The organism is Amnibacterium endophyticum (genome assembly GCF_042680685.1).
GTDB classification, from domain to species: domain Bacteria; phylum Actinomycetota; class Actinomycetes; order Actinomycetales; family Microbacteriaceae; genus Amnibacterium; species Amnibacterium endophyticum.
Genome location: NZ_JBHUEA010000003.1, coordinates 166,117 through 178,890, shown reverse-complemented (window position 1 = coordinate 178,890; position 12,774 = coordinate 166,117). Strand labels below are relative to the sequence as shown.

14 protein-coding genes are annotated in these 12,774 nt (G+C 73.0%); 5 read left to right on the top strand and 9 right to left on the bottom strand.

Going from position 1 to position 12,774, the window contains the following annotated elements:
* Window positions 1–33: 33 nt before the first annotated feature.
* Complete coding sequence (locus tag ACFSBI_RS03420) at window positions 34–492, top strand: GNAT family N-acetyltransferase (protein ID WP_377932047.1); 459 nt, start codon at window positions 34–36, stop codon at window positions 490–492.
* A 408-nt stretch (window positions 493–900) separates the two neighbouring features.
* Here the strand turns inward: ACFSBI_RS03420 and ACFSBI_RS03415 are convergent, their stop codons facing one another.
* From ACFSBI_RS03415 to ACFSBI_RS03390, 6 genes are all read right to left on the bottom strand, one after another.
* Window positions 901–1,587, bottom strand: coding sequence for a nucleoside/nucleotide kinase family protein (locus ACFSBI_RS03415; protein WP_377932045.1), 687 nt, complete (start codon window positions 1,585–1,587; stop codon window positions 901–903).
* Entirely contained in the window at window positions 1,584–2,447 is an 864-nt protein-coding gene (locus tag ACFSBI_RS03410) for a sugar phosphate isomerase/epimerase family protein (RefSeq protein ID WP_377932043.1), read from the bottom strand. The genes ACFSBI_RS03415 and ACFSBI_RS03410 overlap by 4 nt, the downstream gene beginning before the upstream one ends.
* Entirely contained in the window at window positions 2,444–3,343 is a 900-nt protein-coding gene (locus tag ACFSBI_RS03405; protein ID WP_377932042.1) for a sugar phosphate isomerase/epimerase family protein, read from the bottom strand. Before ACFSBI_RS03405 ends, ACFSBI_RS03410 begins: the two co-directional genes overlap by 4 nt.
* Window positions 3,344–3,349: 6 nt before the next feature.
* Window positions 3,350–4,123, bottom strand: coding sequence for an ATP-binding cassette domain-containing protein (locus tag ACFSBI_RS03400; protein WP_377932040.1), 774 nt, complete (start codon window positions 4,121–4,123; stop codon window positions 3,350–3,352).
* Window positions 4,120–5,115 carry an ABC transporter permease gene (locus ACFSBI_RS03395; protein WP_377932038.1) on the bottom strand — a complete coding sequence of 332 codons (996 nt, stop codon included), beginning with the start codon at window positions 5,113–5,115 and terminating at the stop codon, window positions 4,120–4,122. The genes ACFSBI_RS03400 and ACFSBI_RS03395 overlap by 4 nt, the downstream gene beginning before the upstream one ends.
* Before the next feature lie 84 nt (window positions 5,116–5,199).
* Complete coding sequence (locus ACFSBI_RS03390) at window positions 5,200–6,255, bottom strand: sugar ABC transporter substrate-binding protein (protein ID WP_377932036.1); 1,056 nt, start codon at window positions 6,253–6,255, stop codon at window positions 5,200–5,202.
* A 134-nt stretch (window positions 6,256–6,389) separates the two neighbouring features.
* Between ACFSBI_RS03390 and ACFSBI_RS03385 the strand changes: the two genes are divergently transcribed.
* From ACFSBI_RS03385 to ACFSBI_RS03370, 4 genes are all read left to right on the top strand, one after another.
* The gene (locus ACFSBI_RS03385) at window positions 6,390–7,553 is read left to right on the top strand and encodes an ROK family transcriptional regulator (protein ID WP_377932034.1); all 1,164 of its coding nucleotides are present in this window, start codon (window positions 6,390–6,392) and stop codon (window positions 7,551–7,553) included.
* A gap of 222 nt (window positions 7,554–7,775) precedes the next feature.
* Window positions 7,776–9,284 (top strand): hypothetical protein, encoded by a 1,509-nt coding sequence (locus ACFSBI_RS03380; protein WP_377932032.1) that lies wholly within the window; start codon window positions 7,776–7,778, stop codon window positions 9,282–9,284.
* Between the two features lie 21 nt (window positions 9,285–9,305).
* On the top strand, window positions 9,306–10,055 hold the full coding sequence (locus ACFSBI_RS03375) for a polyprenol monophosphomannose synthase (protein ID WP_377932030.1): 750 nt from the start codon (window positions 9,306–9,308) through the stop codon (window positions 10,053–10,055).
* The gene (locus tag ACFSBI_RS03370; protein ID WP_377932028.1) at window positions 10,052–10,387 is read left to right on the top strand and encodes an ANTAR domain-containing protein; all 336 of its coding nucleotides are present in this window, start codon (window positions 10,052–10,054) and stop codon (window positions 10,385–10,387) included. The genes ACFSBI_RS03375 and ACFSBI_RS03370 overlap by 4 nt, the downstream gene beginning before the upstream one ends.
* 7 nt (window positions 10,388–10,394) lie before the next feature.
* On the opposite strand, the gene ACFSBI_RS03365 is transcribed toward ACFSBI_RS03370, so the two are convergent.
* The 3 genes from ACFSBI_RS03365 to ACFSBI_RS03355 are packed head-to-tail and all read right to left on the bottom strand — an operon-like array spanning window position 10,395 to window position 12,770.
* Complete coding sequence (locus tag ACFSBI_RS03365) at window positions 10,395–11,357, bottom strand: asparaginase (protein WP_377932026.1); 963 nt, start codon at window positions 11,355–11,357, stop codon at window positions 10,395–10,397.
* Entirely contained in the window at window positions 11,354–11,902 is a 549-nt protein-coding gene (gene pyrE / locus ACFSBI_RS03360) for an orotate phosphoribosyltransferase (RefSeq protein WP_377932024.1), read from the bottom strand. The genes ACFSBI_RS03365 and pyrE overlap by 4 nt, the downstream gene beginning before the upstream one ends.
* Before the next feature lie 31 nt (window positions 11,903–11,933).
* Entirely contained in the window at window positions 11,934–12,770 is an 837-nt protein-coding gene (locus ACFSBI_RS03355; protein WP_377932022.1) for an alpha/beta hydrolase fold domain-containing protein, read from the bottom strand.
* Window positions 12,771–12,774 lie beyond the last annotated feature (4 nt).

The window sequence follows — 12,774 nt, the reverse complement described above, 5'->3', positions numbered from 1 at the left end:
GACCGGCGGCGACGGGGCTCCTACGCTGCTCGGGTGACCGAGCAGGCGATCGCGGTCCGGGACGTGTCCCCCGGCGACCTCCGCAGGTGGGCGGAGCTCTACCGCGGCTACCGCGAGTTCTACCGGCTGCCGCCCGACGAGCAGGTGGTCGAGCGCGTCTGGACCTGGCTGCACGACGACGAGGTCGAGGTCCGCGGGCTGGTGGCCGAGCGGGAGGGCGAGGTCGTCGGCCTCGCGCACTGGCGGCGGTTCCACCGCCCCTCGTCCGGCACGGTGGGGCTCTACCTCGACGACCTCTTCACCGACCCCGCCGCTCGTGGCGCGGGCGTCGGTCGCGCCCTGGTGACCGCGCTCGCCTCCCGCGCGGCGAGCGAAGGCTGCTCCGTGGTGCGCTGGATCACCGCCGAGGACAACGCCGCGGCGCGCCGTCTGTACGACGGGGTCGCACGTGCGACCCCGTGGGTCACCTACGACCTCTCGCCGGAGCGGTAGCGCGGCCGAGGTCGATCCGGCTCCGCGACCCGGCCCTCAGAAGTCCTGACGGACCCAGCACTCGCCCGCTGGCGCCGGCTCCGGCCGGACGGGGCGCGAGACGGAATCGAGGTACCAGCGGACCGCCGCGACCCGGAGCTGCACGCCGATGACCACGGAACGAGGACGCCTCGGTGCGAGGCCTCCTCGTCCGGCATCGCACCGCCCTCGGCGTCGTCCGCACCGTCCGCACCCCGACCGACCTCGTCACCCGGGTCCGCGGCTGCGGGTGAGCCGGGGCCGCGACTCCGGCGACCAGGCGCAGGGGTACGAGCGCTGTCGCGCGTCGGGGCGCTTCCCCGGGTCGGCGGACCCGAGAAGCCGGGTCGCACACGGCCCCCCTGTGCGCGACGGCGGCGACGGAGAGGCTCAGGGAACCTTACTGGCGGTCTCCGGAATCACTTCGGCAGGGGTGTACACCTCGGCGGTCGAGACCTCGAGGTCCGCCGTGTGACGGAACTGCTCGATCAGGCGCGCGTTCGGGCCGTCGACCTCCTCGGCCCACTGCGCGGCGTCCCGCTCGTTGCGGCCGAAGCGCATGTGCCGGGCGACGAGCCGTCGCATCCGCAGCTCGTCGGGCAGGACGCAGAACCACACCTCGCTGAACGCGGCACGCGCCCTGGACCACGGACGGTCGGGCAGCAGCAGGTAGTTGCCCTCTGACACCACGACCCGAGCGGTGCCGGGAACTTCGATGGAGCCCGCGATCGGCTCCTCGAGGTCTCGCTCGAAGTCGGGCGCGTAGACCGGGTCCTCACCGCCCTCCCCGAGGCGCTCGAGCAGTGCGGCGTATCCCCACCCGTCGAAGGTGTCCGGCGCACCCTTCCGCTCCCGACGACCGAGACGCTCCAGGGTGCTGTCTGCGAGGTGGAACCCGTCCATCGGCACGTGCGCCGCGGAACCGGGACGACGTCGATTCAATCCCGCGACGAGTCGCTCGGCCAGCAGGGTCTTGCCGGCGCCGGGGGAACCGCAGATGCCCAGGACCACGCGCCGCTCGGACTGCGCGGCCAGCTCCTCCGCGCGGAGCAGTGCCTCCGGGAAGCCGAGCGTCACGCCGGGACCCGGGCGAGGCGCTCGGCCAGGAATCGGTGAGCGGCCGCGGCGAGGTCGTCGGAGTCGGTCCAGAGGTTGCGCCAGATGGACAGGTCGTTGGAGAGGGTCGGGGACACCACGGCGGAGGAGAACGACTCGAAGGTGATGCCGCCGCGGTAGTCGACCTCGCGCAGGGCGTCGAAGAAGGCGTCGAAGTCGAGGTGCCCGGAGCCGAGGTATCCCCGGTCGTTCTCCCCGACGTGGACGTAGCCGAGCCGGTCCCCGAGCAGCAGCACGGGGTCGCGGAAGTTCTTCTCCTCGATGTTCATGTGGTAGATGTCCAGATGGACGTCGACGTTGTCCTCGCCGATCTCGTCGGCGAGCCGCAGCGCCTCTCCGGCCGTGTTCACGACGTTGGTCTCATAACGGTTGCAGACCTCCAGCCCGAGGACGACGTCGAGCCGGCGGGCCTCGACGGCGAGGTCCTTCAGCACGGCGATGACGTTCCGGCGGCCCGCCCCGGTGAGCGGTGCAGCGGCTTTGCCGAACGCTGAGTAGAGGGCGCCGGTGAGGCGGATCCCTCCGATGGCGGCGGTCGCCTGCAACGACTCGTGCAGCAGCTCTGCGCCGCGCTGCACGACGGCGAGATCGTCGCTGGACACGTCCGCGTCCGGCGCCAGCCCGCGCGAGCAGATCGCAGTCAGGCCGCGGTCCTCGAGCATCGCTCGGGTCGCGGTGGTGTCGAGATCCGCGAGGCCGTGGAGGGAGAACTCGATGATGTCGTAGCCGGCGCGATGCGCGCCGGAGGTGATCGTGTCCACCTCGTCCGTGGTGGTCCCGCCTGCGAAGACGAGGGCGTGGATGCCGAGAGGATTGTTCACGGTGTTCCGATCGAGGTCGTGGCGAGGCCGCGCAGCGCGGCGAGGTGGAGGGACAGGAAGGTTCGGGCGTCGGTCGCGACGGCGTCCGCCGAGGTCCATGGGGCCCGCCAGAGCCCCACTTCGACGGTCATCTCAGGACTCACCACGGTCGGCGAGAAGGACTCGAAGGTGATCGGGCCGCGGTACCCGATGCGCTGGAGTGCCTCGAAGAAGCCGTTCCAGTCCAGGGAGCCGCTGCCGAGCGCACCGCGGTGGCTCTCCGAGGCGTGGATGTAGGCCAGACGGTGACCGGCGGTCTCTACCGCGGCCGCCACGGACGGGTCCTCGCTGTTGGCGTGGAAGGTGTCGAGGTGCAGCACCGCGTTGGGCTCGTCCAGCTCGTCGAGGAATGCGACGGTCTGCTCCGCCGTGTTGAGCAGGTTGCTCTCGTAGCGGTTGACGTACTCCACCCCGACGGTGACGCCGTCCTCCGCCGCGAGGCGGGCGACCCGGCCCAGCACCGCCAGCGCGTTGCGGCGGGCGGGCGCGGTCGGAAGGCTCCGGTAGCGCCCGAGCTGGGAGAAGGTCACCCCGCCCACGTAGGTGGCGCCGATGGCAGCAGCGAACCGCACCGCAGAGATCAGCGCCTCCTCGCCGCGACGGGAGGACGCCTCGTCCGTCGAGTTGATGTCCTGCTCAGGAGTCAGCGCCAGCGAGACCGTGGCGTCGAGGTCGTTGAACTCCAGCAGGCGCCGCGTGGCGACCGCATCCAGCTCTCCGACGACCGGAGCCGGGATCTCGAGGAAGTCGAACCCGGCGTTGAGCGTGCGGCGCACCGCCAGCTCGGCCCCCTCCCTGGTCCAGTCGCGCGAGAGGGTGCGAGCGTGCACCCCGAGCGGGTTTGTGGTGGCGCTCATCGCTGGTCAGGCCGCCTTCGCGCCGGTGATGAGCGCGACCAGCTCGTCACCGTTCGTGTCGACGGCGCGACGGCCGGCGACCGCGGTGCCGCTGCGCATCACCCAGACCTGCTGGGACAGGCGCAGCACCTGATCGAAGTTGTGGCTGATGAGCAGGACGGCGACACCGCTGTCCTGCAGCCGCTTGATCACGCCTTCGACTCGAGCGGTCTCCTGCACCCCGAGCGCGGCGGTCGGCTCGTCCATGATGACGATCGGGCTGCCCCAGCCGGCGGCTCGGGCGATCGCGACGGCCTGCCGCTGTCCACCGGAGAGCCGCCGGACCTTGCTGGTGACCGGAGGGACGTTCACGGCGAGGCCGCCGAGCATCTCGTCCGCCTTGCTGCGCATCGCCTTGCTGTCGAGGAAGCGGAACGGCCCGAACCCGCGAGTCCGCTCCCGTCCGAGGAAGAAGTTCTGCCAGACCGACAGGTCCTCGATCAGCGCGAGGTTCTGCTGCACCGTCTCGACCCCAGCGTTGCGGGCTTCCAGAGGCGTGTGGAAGTCGACGAGGCTGCCGTTGATCGTGATGGAGCCTTCGTCCGGGCGGTGGATCCCGGACAGGCAGCGCACCAGGGTGGACTTGCCGGCGCCGTTGTCACCGATCAGCGCGGTGACCTCGCCCCGGCGCATCGAGATGGAGGCGCCGCGGAGGGCGTGGACGCTGCCGAAGCTCTTGGTGATGCCCTCGGCGGACAGGACGAGGTCGAGGTCGGTGTCGGTGGTCGTCGTGCTGGTCATCGCTTCTGGAACCTCGTGAGCAGGGCTGCGAGCACGACCACGAGGCCGACCGCGAGCGGCTGGTAGAACTGGGACACCCCGAGCAGCGTGAGTCCGTTGCTGAGGGCGGTCAGCAGCAGGGCGCCGAGGATCGGGCCGACGATCTTCGCCTTGCCGCCGGTGAGGCTCACTCCGCCCAGCACGACGGCGGCGATCGAGTTGAGCAGGTAGGACGTGTTGATCGCCGGCTCGGCAGCGCCGACGCGAGCGACCAGCAGCAGCGCGGCGATGCCGGCCAGGACGGCGGAGATCAGGTAGACGGCGATGCGCACCCGGTTCGCGCTGAGCCCGTTGGCGACCGCGGCCTCCTCGCTGCCGCCGACGGCCTGCACGTGCAGGCCGAAGCGGGTGCGGAACATCACGACCCAGGCGATGATGCCGATGACGACGGCGATGATGAACGGGTAGCCGACGATCCCGATCCGCCCGGTCGTCAGCTGCAGCAGTTCGGGGCTGAGCACCGAGATCGGGCGGCCGTTGCTGAAGATGAGCGCCAGGCCGGTGGCCACCGAGAGCGTGCCGAGGGTGGCGATGAAGTCGGTGACCTTGCCGGAGGCGATGAGCAGGCCGTTGACGATGCCGATGACCGCTGCACCGAGGACTCCGACCAGAGCCGACAGCCAGAAGCCGAGCCCTCCGCTGAACGCGAGGCCGAAGCAGATCGCGCCGAAGGTCATGGTGGCCGAGATCGACAGGTCGATGCCGCCTGTCGTGATCACGTAGGACTGGGCGACCGCCAGGATCACCAGGATCGCGGCCGCGGTCAGCATCGCCGAGATGTTCCCCAGCGTGAGGAAGCTCGGCGACAGGATCGAGAAGACGATGATCAGGGCGACGAGCCCGATCGGGGCCGCGTGCTCGGCCCAGAAGCTCAGGTGGCGGGCATCGCGCAGCACGTCGGCGGGTGTGGTGCGCTGCACATCGGGGGCGGTGGCAGTTGTCGTGGTGTTCACGGGCTCGGACGGGCTCTCTTCGTCGGGAGATCGGACGTGAAGGGTCGGTGCGCCCTGCGCGGCAGTGCGCACCGACCCGAGCGGTTACTTGCCGAGCAGGCTCGTCAGCGGGTTGTCGAACTCCTCGAACGGCTGCGGGAACTTCGAGATCGCCGTGTCGGCGTCGTCCTTCGTCACCAGCGCGGTCGGGGACTCGATGTTCGACGGGAGGGTCTTGCCGTCGGCGACGACCTCGCACGCCTGCACGCCCAGGGATCCCACCGCGTAGGGGTACTGCGCGACCGTGGCGCTGAGCCCGCCGTCCTTCACGGACTGCAGGGCGTCCTTGTTGCCGTCGACGCTGACCACGGTGATGTCACCGGTCTTGCCGGCGTTCTGCACCGCCTTCACGATGCCCAGCCCCATGTCGTCGTTCGCGGCGAAGAACGCCTTGACGTCCGGGTGCGCCTCCATGATGTCGGTGGCACGGGTCAGCGCGAGCTCGCGCTTCCAGTCGGCGGCCGCCTCCTGCACGACCTTCACCTTCGACCCGACCGCTGCCTTGAACCCGTCGATGCGGGCCGCACTCGTGACGTCGCCCGCGATGCCGCCGATGATGGCGACCTCCGAACCCGCGGGCACGGCCTTGGTGACGAAGTCCCCGGCCTTCCCGCCGGCCTTCTTGTTGTCGGTGCCGATGTAGGTCGCGACCTTCAGGTTCGCGGCCTTCGCCGCGGTGGCGTCGATCGGCTGGTCGATGTTCACGATCGTCTTCCCCGCCGCCCCGACCGGAGCGAGAGCCTGCACGAGGTTCGTGCCGCTGATCGGGTTGACGACGAAGCAGCTGAAGTCCTGCCCCGCCAGCGTCGTGAGCTTGTCGGCCTGACCCGTCGTGTCCCCGATGTCGGCTGCCGCCTGCACCGTCGCCGAGACTCCGTCGGCCTTCGCCGTGCCCTCGATCCCGTTCTGCATGGCCTGGAAGAAGGGGTTGTCGAGCCCCTTGATGACCGCCGCGACCTTCGGCTTGGCGGAGCCGTCCGCGCCTGCGGCGGCACTCGGTGCGGTGCTGTTCCCCGAGCAGCCGGCGAGCAGGAGCCCCAGCGTGGCCACCGGCGCGATCAGGAGGGCGGCTCGGCGCCGAGAAGCAACGTTGCTGTGCATGCGGTTCCTTGCTGTGGGAGGGCACCACCGTGTGCCGATGACCCGAAAGTAACCAGACTTTCGTGTGGTGTCAAACCGAAAGATGGCCAGGTTTCGGTTGGTGTTCTCTGTAGGATCGAGTCAAGGGGGTACTGATGCAGACGACCCGTGGACTCAGCGGTGACGTGCTCGACCTCTTCCGTCATCGCGGGGAGCTCAGTCGGATCGACGTCATCGACGCATCGGGCCTGTCCCGCTCGACGGTGAACCAGCGACTGGCGCAGCTGCTCGACGTCGGCCTCATCGAGCCGATCGGCGGTGGCGAGTCCACCGGTGGACGCCCCTCGAGCAAGTTCCGGTTCAACACCGAGCGGGCCTGCGTGCTCGCGGCGGACATCGGAGCCTCCGGCTTCACCGCCGCGGTCTGCGACCTCACCGGACGGCCGCTCGCGACCGCGAGCCGGACCATCGAGGTGTCCGAGGGGCCGGAGGTGGTGCTGACCGCGGTGATCGAGGCCTTCGCCGGCCTCCGACCGACGCTCGAGGTATGGGGCATCGGCATCGGTGTGCCCGGCCCTGTCGAGTACGCCGCACGACGGGTCGTCAATCCCCCCATCATGAGCGGCTGGGACCGCTTCGACATCGCCGGATGGTTCGCACCCCACTACGACGCACCCGTCGTCGTCGAGAACGATGCCAACGCCAGAGCCGTCGCCGAAGCCCGCTCGCTCGGACTCGACAACGTCATCGCGCTCAAGCTCGGCAGCGGGGTCGGAGCCGGCCTCGTCTCCAACGGTCGGCTCATCCGTGGTGACAAGGGCGCGGCCGGCGACATCGGGCACACGCGGTCGGTCAGCCGCGACCCGGAGGCGCGACAGTGCCGCTGCGGCAACCTCGACTGCGTCGAGGCCTACGCCGGCGGCTGGGCGCTCCGACGGGACCTCGAACGCGTCGGCATCCCGACCAGCAGCACCCGCGACGTCGTCACGCTTCTCGAGCGCGGGGACGAGGTCGCACTGGCACGAGTGCGCGCAGCGGGGCGTGTCGTCGGGGACGCCGTCGCCACACTCGTCGGCGTCCTCAACCCGCGCGCCGTCGTCGTCTCCGGACAGCTGGCCGACAGCGGCGAGGTCCTCTTCTCCGGCATCCGCGAGCGGGTCTATCAGCAGGCCGCACCGCTGCTCACCGGTGACCTCTTCATCACGAAGACGAGGCTCGGTGACGCCGCTGGCGTCATCGGTCTCGCCCTGCAGACCGTCGACGTCATCTTCAGCGGCGAGGAGGTGGCGCCTCCGCGCCCCGTCGAAGCGAGCGCCTGAATCGGCTCCGACACATCCGCTGCCGAACGATGGCGCCGATGTGCTGGGCCCGCGACCGGGGGTGCGCGAACGCACCTCGCCAGGGGAGCGACGAAGCGTGCGACCGGCCGAGAACGTGAGCCCCCTCGCACGATCCGATGAATGCGCCATGAGGCGCTCGACCGGTCCGCGCGGTCTCGATTTCTGCGCGAATTCTTGCCGCCCCGCCGAGACGGTGCGTCCATGTCCGCTGCCACGTCGCTCCTTCCCGGAGCGACCCCGACGCCGCCGCGGAGGCGGTCGTTCCGGCCCGCATTCGGCGTCGCCCTGCCGATCGCGGTGGGCGTGCTCGCGTTCGTCGTGCGGATCGGCTTCCTGCTGCGCGGCGGCGGACTGACCGGGATCGGCTCCTACGACGACGGGGTCTACTACTCCGCCGCCGACGCGCTCGTGCACGGCCGGGTGCCCTACGCCGACTTCCTGCTGCTGCACCCGCCCGGCATCGTGCTGGCCGCGGCGCCGTTCGCCGCGCTCGGCGCGGTCACGAACGACACCACCGGCTACGTCGTCGCACGCATCGCCTTCGAGCTCGTCGGCGCGCTGAACGCGGCGCTCGTCGTCCTGATCCTCAAGCGCTTCGGCACCACCGCCGCGGTCGTCGGCGGCCTGCTCTACGCGGTGCTGCTGCCCGCGGCGTGGGTGGAGCGGTCGGTGCTGCTCGAGGCGCTCGGCAGCCTCGGGATCCTCGCCGCCCTGCTCCTGCTGCGGCGCGAGCGGCCCTCCGACGCCCGGGTGCTGGCCGCCGGCCTCGCCGCGGGCGCGGCGGCCGACGTGAAGATCTGGTACGTCGTCCCGGTCCTCGTCATCGCCGTCTTCGGCACGGACCGGCGGGGCCGCTTCCTGCTCGGCGCCGCCATCGCGATCGTGGCGGTCTGCCTGCCGTTCTTCGCGCTCGACCCCGGCGCCATGTTCCGGGAGGTGGTGCTCGACCAGCTGGGTCGGCCGCGGGACCCCGCGATGCTGCCCCGCGTCGCCGGGATGCTCGGCGTGCAGCGGCTGCACGGCCTGCCGCTGCGCGGGATCGTCGAGGTCGCGGTCGTCCTCGCCGCCGCGGCCGCCGCGCTCGCGCTCGTCACCCGCGGCGCCCGCGTCTTCGCGCTGCTGCTCGCCGCCGACGCGGCCGTGCTGATCGCCTCCCCCTCCTGGTTCGAGCACTACGGCTCGCTGACCGCCCCGCCGCTCGCCCTCTGCGCCGGGGTCGGCGCGCAGCGCCTGCTCGGGCTCGTGCCCGCCCGGTACGGCGCCCGCGCCGCGCTCGTCGCGCTCGTCGGCGCCGCCGTGGTGATCGGCGGGACGCACATCGACGCCCGCAGCAGGTCGGGGGTCGCCGTCCCCGCGGCGTTCGTCCGCGCCGTGCAGGCGGACGACGTCTGCATCACGACCGACGACCCCTCGGTGCTGATCGTCACGGACTCCCTCAGCCGCGACCTCTCCATGCCGCGCTGCCCGGTCTGGCCCGACGTCACCGGCTGGACGTACGACCCCGCGACGCTGCCGGCGGGCGACACCGTGCAGCCGCCGCGGCGGGAGGACCCGGCCTGGCAGCAGCTCGTCCTGCGGTTCCTGCGGGCCGGCGACGCGACGATCCTCGTCCGCCGCGACACCGGCCTCGACCGTACGTCCCTGGCCGCCCTCCACGCGGCCCCGCCCCTCGCCCGCGACGGGCGCTGGGTCCTCCGCCCCACCACCTGACTCCTGACCGATCGGAGCCGCATGTCCACCCTGATCTGCATCCCCACCTACGACGAGGCGGCGAACATCGCCCGCGTCGTCGGCGCTGTGCGCGCCGCCGAACCCGAGGCCGACGTCCTCGTCATCGACGACGCGAGCCCCGACGGCACCGGCCGGATCGCCGACGGCCTCGCCGCCGAGGACCCGGCGGTCCACGTGCTGCACCGGGCCGGAAAGGACGGGCTCGGCCGCGCCTACCTGGCCGGCTTCGAGTGGGCGCTGGCGCTCGGGTACGACGCCGTGGTCGAGATGGACGCCGACGGGTCCCACCGCGCCCTCGACCTGCCCGCCCTGCTCGCCGCCTCCGAGCGCGGCGCGGACCTCGTGCTCGGCTCCCGCTGGATCCCGGGCGGCCGCGTCCGCAACTGGGCGTGGCACCGGGTCCTGCTGTCGCGCGCCGGCAACGCCTACGCGCGGGCGATGCTCTCGCTGCCCTACGGGGACGTGACGGGCGGCTTCCGGGTCTTCCGCACCGACGCGCTCCGCCGCCTCGACCTCGCGCAGGTGCGCAGCGAGGGGTACTGCTTCCAGATCGACCTCGTGCGCCGCGCCCACCAGCGGGGCCTCGAGGTGGTCGAGGTGCCGATCACCTTCGTCGAGCGGCAGCACGGCGCCTCGAAGATGTCGCGGCGCATCGTGCTGGAGGCCCTCTGGAGCACGACGCGCTGGTCCCTGGAGCGCCTCCGCCCCGCGCGGGCCGCCGCCGGTGGCGGCGCCCGGGTGCGGACATGAGCGCGCACGCCTCCGCCCGGGTCGACGACGGCCGGTCGGTCGTGGTGGTGGTCGAGGACGACCCGGCCGTCCGCGCGGCGCTGCGGCCGGCGCTCGTCGCGGCGGGGTTCGAGGTCGTCGACGGCCCCGCGACCTGCGCGCCGGACCTGGTGCTGCTCGATCCCGGCAGCCTCGACGTCGACGGGACCGGGTTCAGCGCGCACCTGCGGGAGCTGCTGCCGGGCTCGGTGGTCGTGCTGACCGACCGCCGCGCCCACGCCGCTCCCCCGCCGCCCGAGCGCCTGCCGATGATGCTCGACCGGCTGCGGGCGGGACGGCGACGCCGTCGCTGAGGGCGCCTCAGACGAGCGGCCGCACCCGCCCCACCTCGGCGCCGCCGCCCCGCACCGCCAGCGACGGGTCGGCCAGCCAGGCCTCCGCCGCGCCCGCGTCGACGGCCCCCGTCCCCGCGAGCAGCGCGACCGCCGCAGCGGCCGCCGCCCGCGGCGAGCCGTCGAGCACCTTCACCGCGACCGCGACGCCGTCCGGGGTGACGGCGCACCACACGCCCTCGGCCCCCGACTTGGCGGCGACGCCGAGCCGCTCGACCGCGCGGGTGGTGCCGGCCTCCCCGCCCGCGCCCTCGATCAGCTCGGGGTGTGCGCGGATCGCGTCCGCGAGCGCCGGCTCCGCCTGCAGCAGCGAGCCGTACCCGCGGGCCAGCGCGACGAGCGGCACCGCCCAGACGGGTCCGCCGCAGCCGTCCGTGCCGGGATGCAGCGGCTCCGCGCCGCCGTGCTCCCGCAGCACCTCGACCGCGAGCGCGTGCACGGGCCCCGTCGGGTCGAGGTAGTCCGCCACCGGCAGCCCGAGCGCGGCGGTCGCGCGGACCATCCCGGCGTGGTTGCCCGAGCAGGTCATCGCGATGCGGCTGGCGCCCAGCCCCCGCCGCACGAGGTCCGCGGCCTCGCGGCGGGAGGACGGCCAGGCGACCGGGCACCGCAGGTCGTCCTCCGTCAGCCCGCCGTCCGCGAGCACGTGCCGCACGGCGTCGACGTGGTGCGCGGCGCCCGCGTGGCTCGACGTGACGATCACGAGGTCCCGCTCGTCGAGCACCGCGCCGGCGCGCAGGGCGGCGACCGTCTGGAAGGGCTTGAGCGCGCTGCGGGGGTAGATCAGGGAGTCCGCCGAGCCGACCGAGGCCAGCACGGCGCCGTCCGGATCGACGACGACGGCGGCGCCGGAGTGCTGCGCCTCCACGAAGCCGCTGCGCTCGACCTCGGCGAGCAGCGCGGCTCCGCCCGCGTCCAGCGGACCGGTCACGCGAGACCGAGGTCGGCGAGGTCGAGCGCGGCGAGGTAGCGGTGCCCCGCGCCCTCGATCACCTCGCGGGCACCCGTGCTGCGGTCGACGACGACCGCGACGGCGGCGATCTCGGCGCCCGCCTTCTGCAGCGCCTCGATCGCCTTCAGCGGCGAGCCGCCCGTGGTCGACGTGTCCTCGACCACGACGACCCGCTTGCCGGCCACGTCCGGGCCCTCAACCTGGCGACCGCGGCCGTGGTCCTTCGGCTCCTTGCGCACGACGAACGCGTCGACGGGCACGCCGCGGGCGGCGCCGGCGTGCAGGATCGAGGTCGCGATCGGGTCCGCGCCCATGGTCAGCCCGCCGACGGCGGCGACGTCCGGCACGTCGGCGATCAGGTCGAGCATCACCTGCCCGATCAGCGGCGCGACCCGGTGGTCGAGACTGACGCGGCGCAGGTCGACGTAGAACGACGCCTTCTTGCCGGAGGTCAGCGTGAAGTCGCCGTGGAACACGGCGTCGGCCTTGATGTGCTCGATCAGCTGGTCGCGCGCGGAGGTCACGAGCCTCCATCGTAGAGAGCCGCCGCCGGCCTCAGCGGAGGGCGTCGACGAACGCCCGGACCGCGGGCCGGGCCTCCGGGACCGGCAGCAGCGGGTAGTTGTGGATCAGTCCCTCCCCCACGAGCAGCCGCACGGGTCCGGGCGCGCGCTGCCGCACCCGCCGGGCGTCCTCGTGCAGCAGGTCGCGGGTACCGCTCGCGACGACGACGGGGCCGATGCCGCCCAGGTCCGCGAGCAGCGGGCTGACGAACGGGTGGTCGACGGGCAGGTCGCCGCGCCAGCGGTCCGCCGCGACCTCGAAGCCCGGCCGCGCGAGCCACGGATCGCGCTGCAGCCGCCACGGCCGCCGCATCGTCGCGTCGAGCCACGGCGCGGAGAGCAGCAGGGGCGGCCGGAGGCCCTCCTCCCGCAGCACGAGCGCGGCGGCGAGCGCCAGCCCGCCCCCGGCGGAGTCGCCGAGCAGCGCGACGGGCCCCGCCGACCGCCGCACGAGCCCCGCGACCCAGGGCACGGCGACGGCGGCCGTGCCCTCGGGCGCGAGGCGGTACAGGGGGACGACGACCTCCCGCCGGCTCGCCACCGCGATCCGGCGCCAGAGCGTCCAGTGCTGCGGCTCGGGCCCGAAGACGTACCCGCCGCCGTGCAGCGCGACGACCGAACCGGTCGCGGCGCGCGGCGTGAGGCGGACCACGCGCCCCTCGGGCTCGTCCCGCTGCGCGATCGAGACGCCGGGCAGCGCGGCCGGCGGTCGCGCCGGCCAGGCCGGACGTCGGGCGAGGGCGCGTTCGAAGGCCTCGGTGGAGCGCCAGGGGCGGCCGCGCCCGGACAGGGTGATGTAGGCGCGGACGACGTCGTGCTCCAGGCTCACGGGT